Below are 19,323 nucleotides of genomic sequence, written 5' to 3'. Positions count from 1 at the left end.
TCCAACTCTCTTATCCGCGCTTCAAGCTCTCGGATTCTCTGCTGTTCCGGCGTAATGGGCTTTGTGCCGGGGAGAATATAACCTTGATTTTCTGCGTTGATTTGCGACAGCCAACGACGTAATGCCGTTTCTCCCACCTTTAACTCTCGACAAGCTTGAGCAACTGAATAACCTTGTTCTGTAACGAGTTTTACCGCCTCTGCTTTATATTCAGGGCTAAATGTGCGTCTTGATTGTTTCATTTTGGTTTCCTCTTTTGGATGGTATTTTACCATGAGGACTGCAAGATTAGTGTATCACTACAATAGAGCGTCTAAGAAGGAAATAGGTATAGACTGACGGCAGAAGGAATAAGGGTTTATCCGCCCGATAAAAATCAGGGATATAAAATACGGATGATAAAGGCACTCTTCCGTTTTATTTTATACCGAAAACAACAACCCCACCTGATTTTAGAAATTAGGTGGGGTTGTCAATGGTCTGAGGCGTATAAACTGCCTAGATGAATATTTAATTTTTTTCTTTTCGTAACAAGGAAAGTAAAAATAATCCCGATGCGCAAATAACAACGGACGGTCCGGCTGCGGTATCGTAGAAACCGGATAATAACAAGCCCAATGTGACGGAAATCATACTAATGATTACGGCGAATAGTACCATGCTTTCTGGTGTCGTGGCGAATCGACGGGCAGTTGCTGCCGGGATGATAAGCAATGAGGTGATAATTAATGCACCTACAAACTTCATACTTAAAGCAATAGTAAGTGCGGTCAAAATCATTAAAATAAATCGCATTTTTTTGATATTAATACCTTCCACTTGAGCCAATTCGGGGCTGATTGTGGCGGAAATTAACGGATGCCAGAAATAGAGTAATGTACTTAGCACCATAATAGTACCCAAGCCGATATAAATCAGATCCGCATAGCCCATAGCCAATAAATCACCGAATAAATATGCCATCAAATCCACTCGAATATTGCCGAGCAATCCTACGGTCACCACTCCCAAGGACAAACAACTGTGTGCAATAATGCCGAGAATAGTATCTAAGGAAAATTGGCTGTTATTTTCCAGCCACACCATAGCAATCGCCAGTAATAAGGTTATTACCAAAATCGCTAAATAAGGATTGGCATTTAAAAAGAATCCTAAGGCGACACCAAGCAAAGCCGAATGAGAAAGAGTATCCCCGAAATAGGCCATTTTACGCCATACTACAAAAGCACCGAGCGGAGCGGTGATAAACGAAAGCAAAATGCCCGCGAGCCAGGCGGGGAATAAAATATCAAACATTACAAATCCTTATTTTGATGAATGCATTGTGCCGTATGAGAATTACCGGAACAACACACGTCACCGTGCATATCGTGTTTATGATTGTGATGGTGTGCATAAAATGCCACATTTTTAGAAAATTGCGGGCCAAACAGATGAATAAATTTCGGATCGTTGGAAATAATTTCCGGCGTGCCTGCACAGCAAATATGTTGATTAATACACAATACTTCATTGGTATCCGCCATGACTAAGTTCAAATCGTGCGATACCATTAAAATAGCGCAATTTAGTTTTTGCTGGGTTTGATGAATAAGTTGATATAATTCCGCTTGACCGCTGATATCCACGCCTTGCGTCGGTTCATCCAGTACCAATAAATTCGGCTTGTTTAAAATAGCTCTGGCTAATAGCACCCGTTGCATTTCTCCGCCGGATAATCGCTGCAAGCTATTATTGACCAAATGACTGATAGAGAGCAGCTCTAAGGCATCTTGAATGTCTGTAGGGGTAATCCCTTTGGCAAGCGATAGGAATTTTTTGACTGTAATAGGAAAGCTGTGATCCAACTGAATTTTTTGCGGCACATAGCCGATTTTCACATTTTTACCGTACTGTACAGTGCCGGAAGTCGGTGAAATCAGTTTTAACAGCACTTTAAGCAAAGTGGATTTACCGCCGCCGTTAGGTCCGACGATGGTCGTAATCGAATTAGGATAAACCGCTAAATTAATATTTTGTAAAGCAACTTTTTGTTCAAAAACAACATTAATATTTTTGAGTTGGATAAGCGGTATTTTAATGGCGTTAATTTGCATTTTCCATTTTTATTATATAGATGATTTTTATTAAAAGAGCGGTTAAAATACCCCATTTTTTACGATTATACAAGGCAAGCGGTAAAAATGATGATTATTCAGACAAACGAATATTTTTTCTTCCGTTCAATCGAATTTTTACCAACTTATTGTGTCAGAGTAACACTAACCAAAGAATAACTTTTAGGATTATTAACAGTGGCAAAACAGCACGTTAAATTTGCACGAGACAGACGTAAAAGAAAAGCACACATTAAAGTGGGGATTTTCTTTGTTTCGTTGCTTGCGATCTTTGCCGGCATTATGTTAAGCATTAATAATTCTTCACAACTGGAATCTGTACAGACAGACGATATACAGTATCAATCATTAAAAAGCGATCCGGAAACCAGCCAGCCTAGTGCGGAGACAGAACAAGCTACAAAAACAGAATGGCATGAAGGTACGGATGTGGCAGAGAATGGCGAACCGCATGAACAACATAATAATGCAGGCAGTACAGAATTAGGCGAAGCGACTTCTTATGACGAAGATTTGCACGGCCCCGATGATGAAGTAGATGAAATCGCCAAAGAACCGGAAGATACGGAAGAATTGGAAGATACGGAAGAATTACCCGAAGATGCGCAAAATGCCGTTAACGATTTGCTTGATGTTGCGGATCAAGCATTAAAAATTAAAAACCAATTTAGCCATACTGTAGTTCGCGGTGATAAATTACGTGATATTTTAGAATTATCAGGCTTGGATGACAGCACCAGTGAGAAATTGATTGCGGCTTATCCCGAGTTGAAAAATCTGAAAGCCGGTCAACAATTTTACTGGATTTTAAATAAAGAAAATGAGCTGGGTTATATGAACTGGCTGATTTCGGAAAAAGAAGAACGTATTTATGAATTGGTCGATGGCAAATATAAACGACAAATTATTGAGAAAAAAAGTGTCTGGAAAAAGGATGTCCTAAAAGGACAAATCGGCACATCTTTTAATAGTAGCTTGAAAAAACTGGGTTTAACATCCCGCCAAATTGCTCAATTAACCACCGCACTTCAGTGGCAGGTGAGTATGAAGAAATTGCAAAAAGGTGATCGTTTTGCCATTTTGGTTTCTCGAGAGTATTTGGATAATAAATTAACCGGGCAAGGTAATGTCGATGGTATTCATATTATCAGCGGCGGTAAAAGTTATTACGCAATTCAAGCAGCTAACGGGCGTTACTACAGTCGCCACGGGGAAACCTTAGGTAAAGGATTTGCACGTTATCCGTTGCAAAGACAGGCCCGGATTTCTTCCGGATTTAATCCGCGGCGCATACATCCGATTACTCGTCGCATTCGTCCGCATAACGGTGTGGATTTCGCTTTACCGACGGGTACGCCGGTGATTGCACCAGCAGACGGCGTAGTGGAGAAAGTGGCCTATCAAGCTCGCGGAGCCGGTCGATATATTGTGATTCGTCACGGTCGTGAATATCAAACGGTGTATATGCATTTAAGCCGTCCGTTAGTCAAAGCGGGGCAATCGGTAAAACGTGGTGATCGCATCGGTTTATCCGGTAATACCGGCGGATCAACCGGCCCGCATTTACACTATGAATTTCATATCAACGGCAGACCGGTAAATCCAATTACCGTGAAATTACCGGGCGGCAGCAGCGGAATGAGCACGGCGGAACGTCGAAGTTTCTTAGCGACGGCAAAAATCGTAGAAAACCGATTGAAAATGTAATCGTAATTAAATTCATCAAGTGCGGTAATTTTTAAAAAAGTTACCGCACTTTTATTTTTTTCAAATTCATTGCATAATAAGTCAACTTATTTAATTTCTAAGGATTTTTATGTCAGGCAATCTCTATATTCTGTCGGCGCCCAGCGGAGCGGGAAAATCATCGTTAATTTCTGCGTTACTAAAAGATTCGGATGCAATGAAAGTTTCTGTTTCTCATACTACAAGATCTCCTCGCCCGGGTGAAATACATGGTAAACATTATTATTTTGTGGATGTAGCGGAATTTGAGCGTTTGATTGACGAAGAGGGATTTTTGGAATACGCCAAAGTGTTCGGTGGTCATTATTACGGTACATCCCTGCCTATGATCGAACAATCTTTGGCTCAGGGTATTGATGTGTTTTTGGATATTGACTGGCAGGGAGCACAGCAAATTCGTCAAAAAGTCCCTAATGTAAAAAGCATTTTTATTTTGCCGCCGTCTTTAGCGGAATTGGAAAAACGTTTAATCGGTCGCGGGCAAGACAGTACAGAAGTGATTGCGAATCGAATGGCAAAAGCGAAAGCTGAAATCAGCCATTATGTGGAATATGATTATGTGATTATCAACGATGATTTTGAGCAGGCATTAACGGAAATTCGCTCGATTTTGCAGGCGGAACAGCTGAAAACCGAGAATCAGGTGGAACGTTATCAATTATTAATTAACGAATTACTAGAAAAATAGACCGCACTTTAGTATCATAGACGCCTTTTCTAAAAGAAATTGGTAAATATAAACAGAATTTAGTGGAGTAATTATGGCTCGAGTAACCGTGCAGGATGCCGTTGAAAAAATCGGTAACCGTTTTGATTTAATTTTAACCGCAGCTCGTCGTGCAAGACAACTGCAATTACACGTACAAGAACCGTTGGTACCGGAAGATAACGATAAACCGACCGTGATTGCCTTACGTGAAATCGAAAAAGGATTGATCAATAACGATATTATGAACGCACAAGAACGCCGTGAGCAATTTGAGCAAGCAGAAGCCGAATTAAGTGCGGTGTCTTTTATATCCGACAATCCGGAACAATTATAGTTACAGGTTAGTGGTTCGTCATTTGCCTTTGTGAATTATTACGGAGTGTCCAATGTATCTCTTTGAAAGTTTGCAAAACATTATTCAAGGTTATTTGCCGCCTGAGCAAATTGAATTAGTTAAACGTGCTTTTGTGATTGCAAGAGATGCTCATGAAGGACAATACCGTTCCAGTGGTGAACCCTACATTACCCATCCTGTGGCAGTGGCGTCGATCATTGCCGAAATGAAACTCGATCACGAAGCCGTCATGGCTGCATTATTGCATGATGTGATCGAGGACACGCCTTATACGGAAGAACAACTCAAAGAAGAATTCGGATCCAGTGTGGCGGAAATCGTTGAAGGCGTATCTAAACTGGATAAACTCAAATTTCGTACTCGCAAAGAAGCCGAAGTCGCCAATTTCCAAAAAATGATCTTGGCAATGACCAAAGATATTCGCGTAGTTCTGATCAAATTGGCTGACCGAACCCATAATATGCGAACGCTGGGCGCATTGCGTCCGGATAAACGCCGCCGTATTGCTAAAGAAACTTTGGAAATTTACAGCCCGTTGGCTCATCGTTTAGGGATTGAGCATATTAAAAACGAATTGGAAGATCTCGGCTTTGAAGCGATGCATCCTCAGCGTTATTCTGTATTACAAAAAGTGATCCAGGTTGCCCGCGGTAATCGTAAAGAAATGATCCAACGCATTGCAAAAGAGATCAAAGGGCGTTTAGACGATGTAGGGATTCAAGCTCGTGTGTTCGGACGAGAAAAAAATCTTTATTCCATCTATCAAAAAATGCGTTTGAAAGAACAGCGTTTTCAATCCATTATGGATATTTACGCGTTCCGTGCGGTGGTGGCGGATGTGGATACTTGCTATCGCGTGCTAGGACAAATGCACAGTTTGTATAAACCCCGCCCGGGTAAAATTAAAGATTATATTGCCGTACCAAAAGCCAATGGCTACCAATCTTTGCATACTTCTATGATTGGGCCGCACGGCGTGCCGGTGGAAGTTCAGATCCGTACGGAAGAAATGGATCAAATGGCGGAAATGGGTGTAGCGGCACATTGGGTGTATAAACAAGGCGGCAAAAATAACAGCACTACCACGCAGGCTCGTGCTCAACGTTGGTTGCAAAGTATCGTAGAATTGCAGCAAAGTGCGGGTAATTCTATGGAATTTATCGAAAATGTAAAATCCGATTTATTTCCGAAAGAAATTTATGTCTTTACCCCGAAAGGTCGTATTGTGGAATTGCCGAAAGGAGCAACGGCGGTAGATTTCGCTTATGCGGTGCATACGGATATAGGTAATACTTGTGTGGGGGCTCGCGTAGATCGCCTACCTTATCCGCTTTCTCAATCGCTGCGCTCCGGTCAAACGGTGGATATCATTACATCACCATCCGCACGTCCGAGTGCAGGTTGGTTGAATTTTGTGGTATCGGCAAGAGCCAGAGCGAATATTCGTCAAATGCTAAAAAGTTTACGCAATGAAGAAGCGATTGCAGCGGGTAAACGCCAATTACTGGCTGCATTATCGCCGAAAACTTGTGATGATTTGGATTCGCAACGTATTCATGATTTATTGGTTGAGCTCAAACTTGATTCTTTTGAAGAACTACTGGCGGAAATCGGTTTGGGAAATCAAATGAGTGCCGTAGTCGCTTATCGTTTAATCGGCGAACCGATAGAAATTGATACGGACGGTGACTTGACGAATAACGAAATATTAGTAAAAGGGGCTGAAAATTTAATGACTTCTTTTGCTAATTGTTGTCATCCTATCCCGGGTGATCCGATTATTGCTTATGTGAGCCAAGGCAAAGGATTAGTTATTCACCACGAACGTTGTGCCAATTTGAAAGCACAACAGGATAAACCGGATCAATATATGGCCGTGCAATGGGAACTTCGCGAAAATAAAGTAGAATTTGAAGCGGAGTTACGTATTGATATTATCAATACGCAAAATACTTTAGCAGAACTTCTCGCCACCATTGCCGCGACAAATAGTAGTATTCGCGATATTTTTATCGAAGAACGAGACGGTCGTTTGTACCAAGTTGCTGTGATTTTAACTGCTCATAACAGCGAACATCTTGTTCAAATCATGGAAAAAATTCAAACTATCGAAAGCGTGATTCAAGTCGAACGTAATATTAATGAGTAACGAATTATTAAATGCCGTGCCGCTCACCGCACTTTCCGGTGTGGGGGCGATGATCGCCGATAAATTAGGACGAATCGGCATTAATAACGTGCAAGATTTGTTATTTCATCTGCCGTTGCGTTATGAAGATCGCACCCGCATTACCCCTATCGCCGATTTACGTATTGAACAATATGCCACCATTGAAGGGATAGTGCAAACTTGCGAAGTGCAATTCGGCAAACGCCCGATTTTAACCGTAAGTTTGTCAGACGGCACCGCAAAAATTACCTTGCGGTTTTTCAATTTCAACGCGGCAATGCGAAACAGTTTTCAAATTGGCGAACGCGTGAAAGCCTTTGGTGAAATCCGCCGTGGTCGCTTTATGGCAGAAATTCATCATCCCGAATATCGAATCATCAAAAACAATGCCCCCTTGGTATTGGAAGAAACCTTAACTCCCATTTATCCCACGACTGAAGGGTTAAAACAAAATTCTTTACGCAAACTAACGGATCAAGCTTTGGCATTGTTGGATAAAGTCAACGTCGCAGAATTATTGCCTACAGAGTTTGCTCCGAATGGTTTTAATTTAAAGGATGCTATCCGTTTTCTACATCGTCCGTCACCGGATATTTCCGTAGACGAGCTGGAACAGGGCAAGCATCCGGCACAAGTGCGGTTAATTTTTGAAGAATTATTGGCTCATAATCTTGCAATGCAAAAAGTGCGAGCTGGGATTCAACAACATTACGCCGTGCCGTTGAGTTATCAAACAGATTTAAAATCCCGTTTCTTGGCAACATTACCCTTTAAACCCACTAACGCCCAGGCACGAGTGACTGCCGAGATAGAGCGTGATCTTAGCAATTCCTTTCCAATGATGCGATTAGTTCAGGGCGATGTGGGTTCCGGTAAAACCTTAGTGGCGGCGTTATCAGCTTTAGCCGCCATCGATAATGGTAAGCAAGTCGCGTTAATGGCACCTACTGAAATTTTAGCTGAACAGCACACCCAAAATTTCCGTCGTTGGTTTGAACCTTTTGGAATCAAAGTGGGCTGGTTAGTCGGCAAAGTGAAAGGCAAAGCCCGTCAGGTTCAGTTGGAAACCATTAAAACCGGCACTGTGCAAATGGTAGTGGGAACGCACGCTTTATTTCAGGAACAAGTCGAGTTTGCGGATCTGGCTTTAGTGATCATTGATGAACAGCACCGCTTCGGTGTACACCAACGTTTAATGCTGCGTGAAAAAGGAGAAAAATCCGGTATTTATCCGCATCAATTGATTATGACAGCAACGCCGATTCCGCGCACTTTAGCGATGACGGTTTATGCTGATTTGGATACCTCGATTATTGATGAACTTCCGCCGGGCCGTACACCGATTCAAACGGTGGTCGTTTCGGAAGAACGGCGTGCAGAAATTATCGCACGCATAAATCATGCTTGCACCCAAGAAAAACGCCAAGCTTATTGGGTTTGTACCTTAATTGACGAAAGCGAAGTGCTGGAAGCGCAGGCTGCGGAGGCTATCTCAGAAGATTTACAAAAAATTCTACCGCACTTACGTATCGGTTTAGTGCATGGACGAATGAAACCGCAAGAAAAACAAGAAATTATGGCAGAATTTAAAGCGGGTAATATTGATCTGTTAGTCGCAACCACTGTTATTGAAGTAGGGGTTGATGTACCGAATGCCAGCTTGATGATTATTGAAAATGCCGAACGTCTAGGACTTTCCCAGCTACACCAATTACGAGGCCGTGTGGGAAGGGGCAGTACTGCATCTTTCTGTGTATTAATGTATAAACCGCCGCTAGGGAAAATTTCACAAAAACGTTTGCAAGTGCTGCGAGACAGCCAAGATGGTTTTGTTATTTCAGAAAAGGATCTTGAAATCCGTGGCACTGGCGAAATTCTTGGCACTAAACAAACCGGGATGGCAGAATTTAAAATTGCTAATTTAATGCGAGATCGTAAAATGATCCCGCAAATTCAACACAGTGCCCGCCGCATTATGCAAGAGCAGCCGGAAATCGTTGAACCGTTGATTAAACGCTGGCTGGGACAGCGGGAAATTTATAGTAATGCCTAATCATTCTTAAAGTGCGGTCGGTTTTGACCGCATTTTTTTTATCTATTTATGATTATTTTTAATCAATAAGATTACTAATAATCAATTTTGTGACAATGATCACAGTTTTCCTTTTTTGACTTCGATATACTTGCAACCAACAAAACAACGCACAGGAAATAAACAATGTTGGTGATTGCAGACGATTTTACAGGGGCAAATGACACTGGTGTATTATTCACTCAAAATAATACAACGGTGGACATTGCATTAAATTGGCAGCAACCCATCTCTTTACAATCCGATGTTGTGGTGGTGAACACCGACAGCCGTGCGGTTTCAAAAATTGAAGCGGGATTGCGTGTTCGGCAAGTTATCTGTCAGTATCATACTGAAAATAATCATATTTATAAAAAAGTGGATTCCACTTTGCGGGGCAATATCGGGTCGGAATTAGCGGCATTATTAACATATACCGAATTTCAAGCAATTTTCTTTTGTGCTGCACTACCGCAAGCGGGGCGTACGGTGCATAACGGAATTGGCTATGTGAACAATGTGCCGTTATTGCAAACGGAGTTTGCCACCGATCCGAAAACACCGATTTTATCTTCTAAAGTTGCAGAAATTATTGCAAAACAGACCGCACTTTCAGTGATTGAAATTCATGTCGAGCAGTTACATAGCGAAACATTATTGAGCGAAATTAATCAAATTATCGCAGCACATCCAAAATCCATTATCTGCTTCGATGCTCGAAATGAACAAGGTTTACATCGTATTGCACAGATTCCGGTCATCACCAAAGCCGGTGGTTTCGGTTCACTCAATGTGTTAGAAAAAGTTATTGATTTTATTAGAAATTAAGCAGGAGAAAAGCATGAATCCAATTTTAGGTATTACCATGGGCGACGGTGCCGGTATCGGAGCGGAGGTGATTATTAAAGCCTTGGCGGACAAACGTATTTATGAACTTGCCCGCCCTGTAGTGATTGGCGATTACAAAATTATGCGGCGTGCTTTAGGCATTGTTAAATCCGATTTACAGCTGCGAGTGATTAATGATGTGACGGAAGCAAAAAGTGAATACGGCGTGATCGATGTGGTGGATTTGGATAATTTACCGGCAGATCTGCCGTTCTCTCAAATCAATCCCATTGCAGGCAAAGCCGCCTATGAATATATCGAACGTGCGGTGCAATATGCCAAAGCAGGCAAAATTCACGCCATTGTCACCGCACCTTTAAATAAAGAGGCACTGCACGCCGGCGGCAAAATGTTCCCGGGGCATACGGAAATTTTGGCACATTTGAGCGATACCAAAGATTACTCAATGATGTTGACCAGCGAAAAATTAAATGTAATTCACGTAACAACTCATGTTCAATTGCGTAAAGCCTGTGATTTAGTCACGAAAGAACGGGTTGCGACGGTGATTGATCTCGCTTATGAAAATGCCAAAATGCTCGGCTTTAAACAACCGAGAATTGCGGTGGCAGGCTTAAATCCCCATTCTGGTGAAAACGGCATGTTCGGCGATGAAGATGAAAAAGAAATCGTACCGGCAATCAAAGCGGCACAAGCAAAAGGGTTTAACGTTACCGGTCCTGTTCCGCCGGATACGCTGTTTCACCGGGCAGCGAACTTAAATGAATTCGATATTGTAGTCGTGATGTACCACGATCAAGGGCATATCCCGATCAAATTATTAGGCTTTGATACGGGCGTAAACGTCACCGTGGGCTTGCCCTTTATCCGCACTTCCGTAGATCACGGCACGGCATTCCCGATTGTAGGAAAAGGCATCGCCGACAGCCGTAGTATGACTGAGGCATTATATCTCGGGGCGAAAATGGCGAATATTAAGTATGCAAATCAGTAAACAACATGAGGAAAATGATTATGTTTAAACCGGAAGGTATTATTACTCCAGTATTAACTGCATTAGATGAGAATGAAAAATTTAATCCAAGTGCTTATAAGGATTTTATTGATTATTTAATTGATGCAGGTGTCCATGGGATTTTCACTTTAGGAACAAATGGTGAATTCTATGGTTTTAACCAACAGGAAAAATTAGAAATTATCAAAGAAACTGTAAAAATCGTAAATGGTCGAGTGCCTGTTTATGCGGGAACTGGTTGTATTACAACGAAAGAAACCATCGAGTTTTCCCAGCAGGTGCAAGATCTTGGTGTAGATGTATTATCCGTGATTTCCCCTTATTTTGTACAAGTATCACAAGATGATCTTTATCGTCATTTTAGTCGTGTAGCTGAAAGTGTTTATTTACCTATCTTGATGTATAACATTCCTGCGAGAACAGGTAATAACATTGATTACACGACAGTAAAAAAATTAGCTAAATACGATAATATCATCGGTATCAAAGACAGTAGCGGTAATTTCGATAATTCATTGAAATATATTGAAAACACCGATCCAAGTATTAATGTTATGGCCGGTAATGATTCATTGATTTTATGGACATTACTTGCCGGTGGCACAGGGGCGATAAGTGGTTGTTCAAACGTATTCCCGGAATTAATGGTAGAAATCTACGAGCAATGGAAAAAAGGTGATTTTGACAAAGCAAACGAGGCTCAGAAAAAAATCCGTGCATTCCGTAATGTAATGGCAAAAGGCAACCCAAATTCCGTGGTAAAACGTGCCGCTCAGTTACGTGGTCATTCAGTGGGTAACGCCAAAGAGCCGTCCAATTGTGCTAACAACCCGGCGATTGATGCAGCATTGTTGGAAGTATTTAAATTTTACGAATAAGGCTAAAAAGTGCGGTAAGTTTTGACAAAATTTTGTGAAAAATGACCGCACTTTTTTAATATTTATAACGCATTATGCGGAGAATAAAATGAAAAAAGTGGTTATCTCGCACCGCTTACATGACGACGGAATGGCGGTGTTGGAAAAAGGAAATGTGCAAATTGCGATTACAAATGATGGTTCACCAACGGCAATGCTACCTGAATTACGCGATGCAGAAGGATTGATTATTCGTATCGGTTCCATTGATCGTGAAACGATGTTGCAATGTAAAAATTTAAAAGTTATCGGCAGACCGGGTGTCGGCGTTGATGATGTAGATGTAAAAACCGCGACGGAACTTGGTATTCCTGTGGTGATCGCACCGGGTGCCAATACTCGTTCAGTGGCAGAACATGCTTTCGCTTTAATGTTTGCCTGTGCTAAAGATATTGTGCGTTCCGATAAAGAAACTCGGAAAGATAATTTTGCGATTAGAAGCAGTTACAAGGCTTATGAGCTGAATAATAAAACTCTTGCGTTGATCGGCTACGGTCGAATCGGGTCAATTTTAGCTCAAATGTCAAAAGCCATTGGAATGAATGTAAAAGTTTACGATCCTTTCGTCAAACCGAAAACTATCGCAGAACAAGGTTATACCTACTGTGCCGAACTTGATGATGTGATTAAAGGCTCTGATGTCATTTCCATTCACGTGCCATTAACAGAAAAAACACGCAATTTAATTGGTAAGCGAGAGATCGGTTTGATGTCGGCAAATACTATTCTAATTAATTGTGCCCGTGGCGGCGTGATTGATGAAGATGCCTTAGTAAAAGCATTGCAAACCAATCAAATCCATAGTGCCGGTTTAGATGTGTTTGCCGTTGAGCCGATTGATGTTAATTCACCGTTGTTTGCGTTGGATAACGTAATTGTATCACCACATATGGCAGGACAAACCAAAGAAGCCGCCTCCGGTGTGGCGACCATGGCGGCAGAGGGTGTAGTTGCGGTAATGAATGGCGAACGTTGGGAAAATGTATGTAATCCTGAAGCCTATAATCACCCGAGATGGCAAAGATAGAAAAGTTGGAGAAAGCATATATGTCAATTTATTCTTTATTTAATCCTAGTAAAGTGATCGGCGGAGCAGGTTCTATTACTCAAATTGCTGATGTAGCTCAAGGATACAATGCTAAAAATGCGGTGTTGATTACTGATGCGGGCGTATTCAAAGCAGGCTTAGTCGATAAACCGAAAGCTATTTTAGAGCAAGCCGGTCTTGCCGTGCAGGTGATTTCGGATGTGCCGCCTGAACCGCCTATTGGTGCAGTTGAGCATATTTTTGATCAAGCTAAACACTTTAAAGCGGATATGGTTATCGGTCTCGGTGGTGGGAGTGCGATGGATACTGCTAAATTAGTGGCATTAATGTTAGCAAATCAAAATATCACATTAAAAGAAGTGACCGGTGGGGCGAAAAAATTTGCACAACGCAGTGTGCCGACATTAATGATACCGACCACTTCCGGCACAGGTTCGGAAGCAACACAAAATTCTATTGTTTTAGATTCGGAACAGGAATTAAAAATCGGCATTGTGGATGAGAAATTAGTCGCAAGCAGCGTGATTTTAGATGCCGACTTGACTGTCGGTTTGCCGAAACACATTACCGCCAATACAGGTATTGATGCTTTGTGTCATGCTATCGAATGTTATATCTCGAAAAAAGGTAGTCCGTTTAGCGATATGTTCGCTTTAAAAGCAGTGGAATTAATTGCAAAAAATATCCGCACGGCATTTCATCACGGGCAAGATGTTCAGGCTCGTGAAAATATGTTACTTGGATCGTTCTTAGGTGGTGCTTGCATTGCTACTTCCGGCACTGTTGCCGTACACGCTTTATCTTATCCGTTAGGCGGTAAATATCATATTCCGCACGGATTATCTAATGCAATTTTGCTGCCTGACGTAATGCAATTTAATTTGCCTGCTTGTGAAGAAAAATTTGCCAATGTAGCGAGAGCAATGGGGTTAGATGTGCAAAATTGCACGGAACGACAAGCAGCAGAAAAAATGATTGATGAACTTTATGCCTTAATTCGTGATTTAGAGATTAAATGCGATCTAAGTGCGGTGGGAATTTCAGAAGAAATTTTAGATGAATTAGTGGATTCTGCTTTCAAGGTTCGTCGCTTATTGGATAACAATCCACGAGAAATGACCAAGGCGGATATTAAAGCCATTTATCGGAAAATTATTTAGTGTTTTTGTAGGTACGATTAGACCGTTTACAGTCGAGTCGTACATTAAACGTAAGTGAATTTTATTTTGTACGATTATGCACGTTAATCGTACCTACATAGATTTTACTGCTGGATATAGGGAGAAAGTAAATGAAAAAATACTTATCTGATAAAAATTTTATGGCAGGGTTTATATTCTTTTTTGTTTCAGTATTTTATCTAATTAATGCGTTTCTTATTGAAACAAAAAATGTGGTAAGTGTTGAAGCGGATTTTATGCCTAAAATTTACGGTTCGTTATTATTGATTTCATCGCTAATGTTGTTGATCACTTCGCTAAGAAGATTGAGTGTCAGTGATAGCGTAGAAAGCAATAATACAACGGATTGGCGACGGGTTTTGGCAGTATTGGGGCTTATTTTTGTATATGTGGTTTCAATGCAATACTTAGGCTTTATTTTGGTTTCCATACCGTTTTTATTCTGCTTATCGTTACTTTTAACGCCGAATTATGTGAAAAAGGTGTACTGGATTTATGCTGTATTTTCTATCCTATTGCCAATTATCGCTTATTTCACCTTTAGCCATTATCTCAGTTTAACGATGCCGTCAGGTATATTCTTTTAGGGGGAAAATATGGGCGAATTATTATTACAAGGGGTTGCTTCATTATTTACCGTTACCGGTATTTTATGTATTCTCGGCGGTGTGTTTATCGGGATTATATTCGGTTCTGTGCCGGGATTATCGGCAACCATGGCATTGGCGTTGTTTCTACCGATTACTTATGCAATGGAACCGAATTACGCTATTGTGCTGTTGATTGCGTTATACATCGGCGGTATTTCGGGCGGTTTAATTACAGCTATTTTAACCGGTATTCCGGGTACACCGTCATCTATCGCCACCTGTTTTGACGGCTATCCCATGACCAAAAAAGGACAAGCCTTTAAAGCCTTGGGCGTTGGAGTGACATTTTCATTCTTAGGTACAATTTTTTCAACAATCGTATTGGTTTTCTTATCACCTTATTTAGCCAAAATAGCAATTAAATTCGGTGCTTACGAATATTTTGCGGTAGCGTTATTTTCACTGAGTATGTTGGTTGGATTATCCGGTGACAATATTTGGAAGGGATTAATCTCAGGTTTGCTTGGCTGTATGTTTGCTACAGTGGGAATGGATGCAATTTCGTCCGTTGCACGATTTAACTTCGGTTCTGAAGAAATTGCTTACGGTTTTGATGTGTTACCGGTACTTATTGGCTTATTTGCTATTAACGAGATCATCGCTAAAGCAGATACCGTTAAGACGGAACGTAATAATCTTGGGGTAATCACAGCGATTAAGATTGTGAAAGGATTAGGCTTTTCGGTAAAAGAATTTTTCGGTCAAACCAAGAATTTTATTATGTCTTCATCACTGGGAACTGCAATCGGTATTTTACCGGGCATTGGTGGCGGTGCAGCAAATGTAATGGCTTATACGGTTTCTAAATCTACTTCAAAATATCCTGAAAAATACGGAACAGGCATTATTGATGGTATTGTTGCTTCCGAAGCATCAAATAATGCGGCGATTGGTGGTGCATTAGTTCCATTACTTGCTTTAGGTATTCCGGGTGATACCGTAACGGCAATTTTATTAGGTGGCTTGACATTACACGGCATTATTCCCGGACCACTAATGTTTACGGAACACGTTAGCACGGTATATGTGATTTTCTCGGCAATGTTTGTCGGGGCGATTGTCATGTTTTTAATGGAATTTTACGGTTTGCGTGTGTTCACCAAAATCTTAGCCATTCCAAAGCATTTCTTATTACTGGCAATTTTCCTGTTCTGTATTATCGGGGCATTCGGTGTGAGAAATAATTTCTTTGACGTATGGGCTACCATATTATTCGGCTTACTCGGCTTCACTTTCTTTAAGCTGTCAATTCCGGCTGCGCCGTTTATTCTCGGTTTTATTATCGGTCCGCTTGCAGAAGTGAATTTAAGACGAGGTTTAATGTTCTCAAAAGGTGATTTTACTGAATTTTTCAGAGCACCGATTGCCGTTGTATTTTTTGTGATGACTGCAATAGTGATTTTATTCGCAGTGCGTTCCCAGTTAAAAAAACGTTCCGGTTAATTTATCTCTCAAGGAGTTTTATATGAAAAAGTATCTTTCTTACGTTGCCGCAGCTGTGCTTAGTTTAGGTATTATGGGCTGTAATGATAAATCCGATGATAAAAGTGCGGTCAAAAATGCCACAGAAAATGGCTATCCGAATCAAACAATCACAATTATTGTACCGTTCAATGCCGGCGGCGATACGGATTTCCACGCCCGTAATCTTGCCAGCTATTTGGAAAAAGAATTAGGCGCAAAAATTATCGTGAATAATGTATCGGGAGCAAACGGCAATGCGGGTATGCGTCAAGTTGCACGAGCAAAACCGGACGGTTACACCGCATTATTTTTCCATGAATCAATGTTGACTAATAAAGTCGTAGGGATTTCTACACAGGCTCACGAAGCATTAGCACCGGTTGCTGCTACTATTGTTGATGATTCTTATGTAATTGCCGTGAACGCTAAAAGCGGTATGAAAAATTTGAATGATTTGATTGCCAAAGCAAAAGAAAATCCAGGTAATTTGCTTTATGCTTCATCGGTAGGCGGTTATTCCTATTATTTAGGACGCATACTGGAACAAACCGCAAATATTGATTTTAATATTGTGGATGCCGGTGGTGGTACGGATCGTAATGCCGCATTATTGGCAGGAAAAATCGATATTAACGTCAATCCTTACGGTGTAATGAAATCTTACTTTGATTCAAAAGACTTTGTGCCGTTAGCGGTTATTAATAAACAGCGTAATAAATTATTCTCTGACGTACCGACGGCGGACGAGCAAGGGGTAAATTGGGAAGCGGAAAGATATTATTTCTTGAGTTTCCCGAAAGGTACCGATGCCGCCATTGTCGAAAAAATGGCGAATGCAATGAAAACTGTCACCGAAAATCCGGAATTTCGTAAGAAAACCGAAGAAGCCTATAGTGTTTCACCGACCTTTGTCGGCACACAAGATCTCATTCAACATCTTGATAAGAGTTTAGTTGAATTTGAGAAAAATAAAGATCTAGTGAACAACTGATTGTAAAAAAGATAAAGCCACTTGCTTGCGAGTGGTTTAATTTCAGGATAGGTAAAGCTAAGGCTGTAGTGATCCCGTTATTACATTTGAAGGATTCATTTTCTTACTGGCATATATCGGTTACAATTACCATTCGTTTAAAACGGCGATTTAGCTTAATCGGTAAGCTGAATGCGTGATTAAAATGAGGATCTCTTATGCCAACGGAACGTGCAGAAAAAATTATTCTTTTTCTTAAAAGCCATGCTATTGCCACAGTAGAACAGCTGGTGAAAGTGACAGGTTCATCGCCTGCCACTATTCGACGGGATTTGGTAAAAATGAGTGATGAAGGCACGATTTTGCGCACCCACGGTGGAGTGAGCTTAAATCAATTTATCGCCTATCAGCCGACTACCAATGAAAAAGCAGCCAGACAAATTGCCGAGAAAGAACGTATTACCGATTACGCAGCATCGTTGATTACCGCCGGCAGTTCAGTGCTGTTGGATGCCGGCACTACCACATTGATGATAGCTCGTAAAATAGCCCATATTCCTCTACGAGTAATCACCACGGATTTACATATTGCTTTATTTCTTTCGGAATATAAACAAATTGAAGTAACAATTACTGGCGGGCGAATCGATCATAGCAGCCAATCTTGCATTGGAGCCTTCGGACAAAATGTATTGGAAAGAGTATATCCGGATTTTGCTTTTGTCAGCTGTAATTCGTGGGATTTGAACGCCGGTGTCACCGCACCGACGGAAGAAAAAGCACATTTGAAAAAAACACTGTCAGGTGCGGCAAAACAACGATTTTTAGTGGCGGACAGCAGTAAATACGGTAAATATTCTCTGTATGCTGTCGCTCCGCTCAATCATTTTTCCGCTATTGTTACTGACAACGTCTTATTGCCTGAAGCGCAGGTTGAACTGAAAGCTAACGGTATTCAGCTGGAGTTAGTATAAGTGCGGTTGAATTCTGAAAAAAATCAGCGTACTATGCAATAAATTTCTGACTGCCATAAATAGAGTAAATGAAACCCACAATTTTAGTTTTTGATTCGGGGATGGGGGGATTGAGTGTATATCGCGAAATTAAAGCCATGCTGCCGAATGCTCATTATTTATACTGCTTTGATAATGCTTTTTTCCCTTATTCAGAGAAAGAAGAACAAGAAATAATTGACCGTACTTTGTCTATCTGTACTCGTATTAATGGGCAATATCCCATTGATATTATTGTTATTGGCTGCAATACGGCGAGTACGGTCGTATTGCCGGCATTGCGTTCAGCATTTGATTGTCCTATTGTGGGAACGGTTCCTGCAGTAAAGCCGGCGGCAGCAATTTCACAGACTAAAACAATAGGTTTACTGGCAACGAAGGGAACCGTAAAACGTTCTTATGTAAATGATTTAATTAATAATTATGCGGCTGATTGCATTGTGGAACGTATCGGCTCAACGAAGTTGCCGGAAATTGCGGAACAAAAGATTTACGGTAATTCGGTAGATTTGCTTGCGCTACAAAATGAGGTTGCGCCTTGGATAGGAAATAAAGAATTGGATACGGTAATTTTGGGCTGCACGCATTTTCCTTTATTGAAAGAGGAGCTTCGCCTGTGTTTACCTCAAGTAAAATATTTTGTCGATCCGGCAAAGGCTATCGCAAAACGGGTAAAAAGTTTACTAAACGAGCAAAAAGTGCGGTCAAAAAATGAAAAATTTCGCAATTTGATTTTCTGCACACGCCACTTTGAAGAAGAGCAGCGATTTCAACATGTCTTGAAATATTGGGGGTTTGATGAATTAATTCTGCGGGAACTCAATTAAAGATCAATAGGTTAAATCCAGATTTGGATACTTTATAAGCTAAAAGAATTTTTTTCACAAAAAGATCTTGCAAAGCCCGCAAAAATCCCTATAATACGCCCCACACAACGACGCGACGTTGTAAAGGATTTAAAAATACGCCTCGCGTCGTTCTTTTTTGCTCTTTAACAATATAATCAGACAATCTGTGTGGGCACTTGTAGATGGATTTTGAAAAACTA

At 41.0% G+C, this 19,323-nt stretch carries 18 protein-coding genes; 15 read left to right on the top strand and 3 right to left on the bottom strand.

Annotated elements, in window-relative coordinates; all coding sequences use genetic code 11:
• The 3 genes from EDC44_RS12220 to znuC all read right to left on the bottom strand — a co-directional run.
• Positions 1–242: transposase (locus EDC44_RS12220; protein ID WP_165870266.1), on the bottom strand; the 242-nt coding region annotated here is incomplete at its 3' end.
• 268 nt (positions 243–510) lie between these two features.
• Entirely contained in the window at positions 511–1,296 is a 786-nt protein-coding gene (gene znuB, locus EDC44_RS12215) for a zinc ABC transporter permease subunit ZnuB (protein WP_131979449.1), read from the bottom strand.
• Complete coding sequence (gene znuC, locus EDC44_RS12210; protein WP_131979446.1) at positions 1,296–2,096, bottom strand: zinc ABC transporter ATP-binding protein ZnuC; 801 nt, start codon at positions 2,094–2,096, stop codon at positions 1,296–1,298. Before znuC ends, znuB begins: the two co-directional genes overlap by 1 nt.
• A gap of 198 nt (positions 2,097–2,294) precedes the next feature.
• Here znuC and mepM point away from each other — a divergent pair, with 198 nt between their 5' ends.
• From mepM to murI, 15 genes are all read left to right on the top strand, one after another.
• Entirely contained in the window at positions 2,295–3,824 is a 1,530-nt protein-coding gene (gene mepM, locus EDC44_RS12205) for a murein DD-endopeptidase MepM (protein ID WP_131979443.1), read from the top strand.
• 109 nt (positions 3,825–3,933) lie between these two features.
• Positions 3,934–4,551, top strand: coding sequence for a guanylate kinase (gene gmk, locus EDC44_RS12200; RefSeq protein ID WP_131979440.1), 618 nt, complete (start codon positions 3,934–3,936; stop codon positions 4,549–4,551).
• A 73-nt stretch (positions 4,552–4,624) separates the two neighbouring features.
• Positions 4,625–4,906: a DNA-directed RNA polymerase subunit omega gene (rpoZ, locus tag EDC44_RS12195; protein WP_131979437.1), complete on the top strand. Its 282-nt coding sequence runs from the start codon at positions 4,625–4,627 to the stop codon at positions 4,904–4,906.
• A gap of 52 nt (positions 4,907–4,958) precedes the next feature.
• Positions 4,959–7,076 carry a bifunctional GTP diphosphokinase/guanosine-3',5'-bis pyrophosphate 3'-pyrophosphohydrolase gene (gene spoT / locus EDC44_RS12190; RefSeq protein WP_131979434.1) on the top strand — a complete coding sequence of 706 codons (2,118 nt, stop codon included), beginning with the start codon at positions 4,959–4,961 and terminating at the stop codon, positions 7,074–7,076.
• Entirely contained in the window at positions 7,069–9,150 is a 2,082-nt protein-coding gene (recG, locus tag EDC44_RS12185; protein WP_131979431.1) for an ATP-dependent DNA helicase RecG, read from the top strand. The genes spoT and recG overlap by 8 nt, the downstream gene beginning before the upstream one ends.
• Positions 9,151–9,315: 165 nt before the next feature.
• The gene (locus EDC44_RS12180) at positions 9,316–9,996 is read left to right on the top strand and encodes a four-carbon acid sugar kinase family protein (protein ID WP_131979428.1); all 681 of its coding nucleotides are present in this window, start codon (positions 9,316–9,318) and stop codon (positions 9,994–9,996) included.
• 13 nt (positions 9,997–10,009) lie between these two features.
• The gene (gene pdxA, locus EDC44_RS12175; protein ID WP_131979425.1) at positions 10,010–11,011 is read left to right on the top strand and encodes a 4-hydroxythreonine-4-phosphate dehydrogenase PdxA; all 1,002 of its coding nucleotides are present in this window, start codon (positions 10,010–10,012) and stop codon (positions 11,009–11,011) included.
• 20 nt (positions 11,012–11,031) lie between these two features.
• On the top strand, positions 11,032–11,910 hold the full coding sequence (gene dapA, locus EDC44_RS12170) for a 4-hydroxy-tetrahydrodipicolinate synthase (RefSeq protein ID WP_131979422.1): 879 nt from the start codon (positions 11,032–11,034) through the stop codon (positions 11,908–11,910).
• Between the two features lie 88 nt (positions 11,911–11,998).
• Positions 11,999–12,976: a hydroxyacid dehydrogenase gene (locus EDC44_RS12165; RefSeq protein WP_131979419.1), complete on the top strand. Its 978-nt coding sequence runs from the start codon at positions 11,999–12,001 to the stop codon at positions 12,974–12,976.
• Positions 12,977–12,996: 20 nt separating this feature from the next.
• A complete protein-coding gene (locus EDC44_RS12160; RefSeq protein WP_131979416.1) occupies positions 12,997–14,157 on the top strand; it encodes an iron-containing alcohol dehydrogenase in 1,161 nt (386 codons plus the stop codon).
• A gap of 131 nt (positions 14,158–14,288) precedes the next feature.
• Positions 14,289–14,765, top strand: coding sequence for a tripartite tricarboxylate transporter TctB family protein (locus EDC44_RS12155; RefSeq protein WP_131979413.1), 477 nt, complete (start codon positions 14,289–14,291; stop codon positions 14,763–14,765).
• 9 nt (positions 14,766–14,774) lie between these two features.
• The gene (locus EDC44_RS12150) at positions 14,775–16,271 is read left to right on the top strand and encodes a tripartite tricarboxylate transporter permease (RefSeq protein WP_131979410.1); all 1,497 of its coding nucleotides are present in this window, start codon (positions 14,775–14,777) and stop codon (positions 16,269–16,271) included.
• Between the two features lie 22 nt (positions 16,272–16,293).
• Complete coding sequence (locus EDC44_RS12145) at positions 16,294–17,283, top strand: tripartite tricarboxylate transporter substrate binding protein (protein ID WP_131979407.1); 990 nt, start codon at positions 16,294–16,296, stop codon at positions 17,281–17,283.
• 197 nt (positions 17,284–17,480) lie between these two features.
• Positions 17,481–18,236 carry a DeoR/GlpR family DNA-binding transcription regulator gene (locus EDC44_RS12140; RefSeq protein WP_131979404.1) on the top strand — a complete coding sequence of 252 codons (756 nt, stop codon included), beginning with the start codon at positions 17,481–17,483 and terminating at the stop codon, positions 18,234–18,236.
• A 68-nt stretch (positions 18,237–18,304) separates the two neighbouring features.
• On the top strand, positions 18,305–19,102 hold the full coding sequence (murI, locus tag EDC44_RS12135) for a glutamate racemase (RefSeq protein WP_131979401.1): 798 nt from the start codon (positions 18,305–18,307) through the stop codon (positions 19,100–19,102).
• Positions 19,103–19,323: the final 221 nt, after the last annotated feature.

Origin of the sequence: Cricetibacter osteomyelitidis (assembly GCF_004340985.1) — a bacterium.
In the GTDB taxonomy this organism is placed as follows: domain Bacteria; phylum Pseudomonadota; class Gammaproteobacteria; order Enterobacterales; family Pasteurellaceae; genus Cricetibacter; species Cricetibacter osteomyelitidis.
This window is presented reverse-complemented; position numbering and strand designations above follow the sequence as displayed.

Excerpts from the sequence above, each read along its gene's own strand:
- pdxA (WP_131979425.1), top strand. The coding sequence starts at position 10,010 with ATGAATCCAATTTTAGGTATTACCATGGGCGACGGTGCCGGTATCGGA.
- EDC44_RS12155 (WP_131979413.1), top strand. The coding sequence starts at position 14,289 with ATGAAAAAATACTTATCTGATAAAAATTTTATGGCAGGGTTTATATTC.
- recG (WP_131979431.1), top strand. The coding sequence starts at position 7,069 with ATGAGTAACGAATTATTAAATGCCGTGCCGCTCACCGCACTTTCCGGT.
- EDC44_RS12180 (WP_131979428.1), top strand. The coding sequence starts at position 9,316 with ATGTTGGTGATTGCAGACGATTTTACAGGGGCAAATGACACTGGTGTA.
- EDC44_RS12150 (WP_131979410.1), top strand. The coding sequence starts at position 14,775 with ATGGGCGAATTATTATTACAAGGGGTTGCTTCATTATTTACCGTTACC.
- spoT (WP_131979434.1), top strand. The coding sequence starts at position 4,959 with ATGTATCTCTTTGAAAGTTTGCAAAACATTATTCAAGGTTATTTGCCG.
- EDC44_RS12160 (WP_131979416.1), top strand. The coding sequence starts at position 12,997 with ATGTCAATTTATTCTTTATTTAATCCTAGTAAAGTGATCGGCGGAGCA.
- EDC44_RS12165 (WP_131979419.1), top strand. The coding sequence starts at position 11,999 with ATGAAAAAAGTGGTTATCTCGCACCGCTTACATGACGACGGAATGGCG.
- znuB (WP_131979449.1), bottom strand. The coding sequence starts at position 1,296 with ATGTTTGATATTTTATTCCCCGCCTGGCTCGCGGGCATTTTGCTTTCG.
- EDC44_RS12145 (WP_131979407.1), top strand. The coding sequence starts at position 16,294 with ATGAAAAAGTATCTTTCTTACGTTGCCGCAGCTGTGCTTAGTTTAGGT.
- rpoZ (WP_131979437.1), top strand. The coding sequence starts at position 4,625 with ATGGCTCGAGTAACCGTGCAGGATGCCGTTGAAAAAATCGGTAACCGT.
- dapA (WP_131979422.1), top strand. The coding sequence starts at position 11,032 with ATGTTTAAACCGGAAGGTATTATTACTCCAGTATTAACTGCATTAGAT.
- znuC (WP_131979446.1), bottom strand. The coding sequence starts at position 2,096 with ATGCAAATTAACGCCATTAAAATACCGCTTATCCAACTCAAAAATATT.
- murI (WP_131979401.1), top strand. The coding sequence starts at position 18,305 with ATGAAACCCACAATTTTAGTTTTTGATTCGGGGATGGGGGGATTGAGT.
- EDC44_RS12140 (WP_131979404.1), top strand. The coding sequence starts at position 17,481 with ATGCCAACGGAACGTGCAGAAAAAATTATTCTTTTTCTTAAAAGCCAT.
- gmk (WP_131979440.1), top strand. The coding sequence starts at position 3,934 with ATGTCAGGCAATCTCTATATTCTGTCGGCGCCCAGCGGAGCGGGAAAA.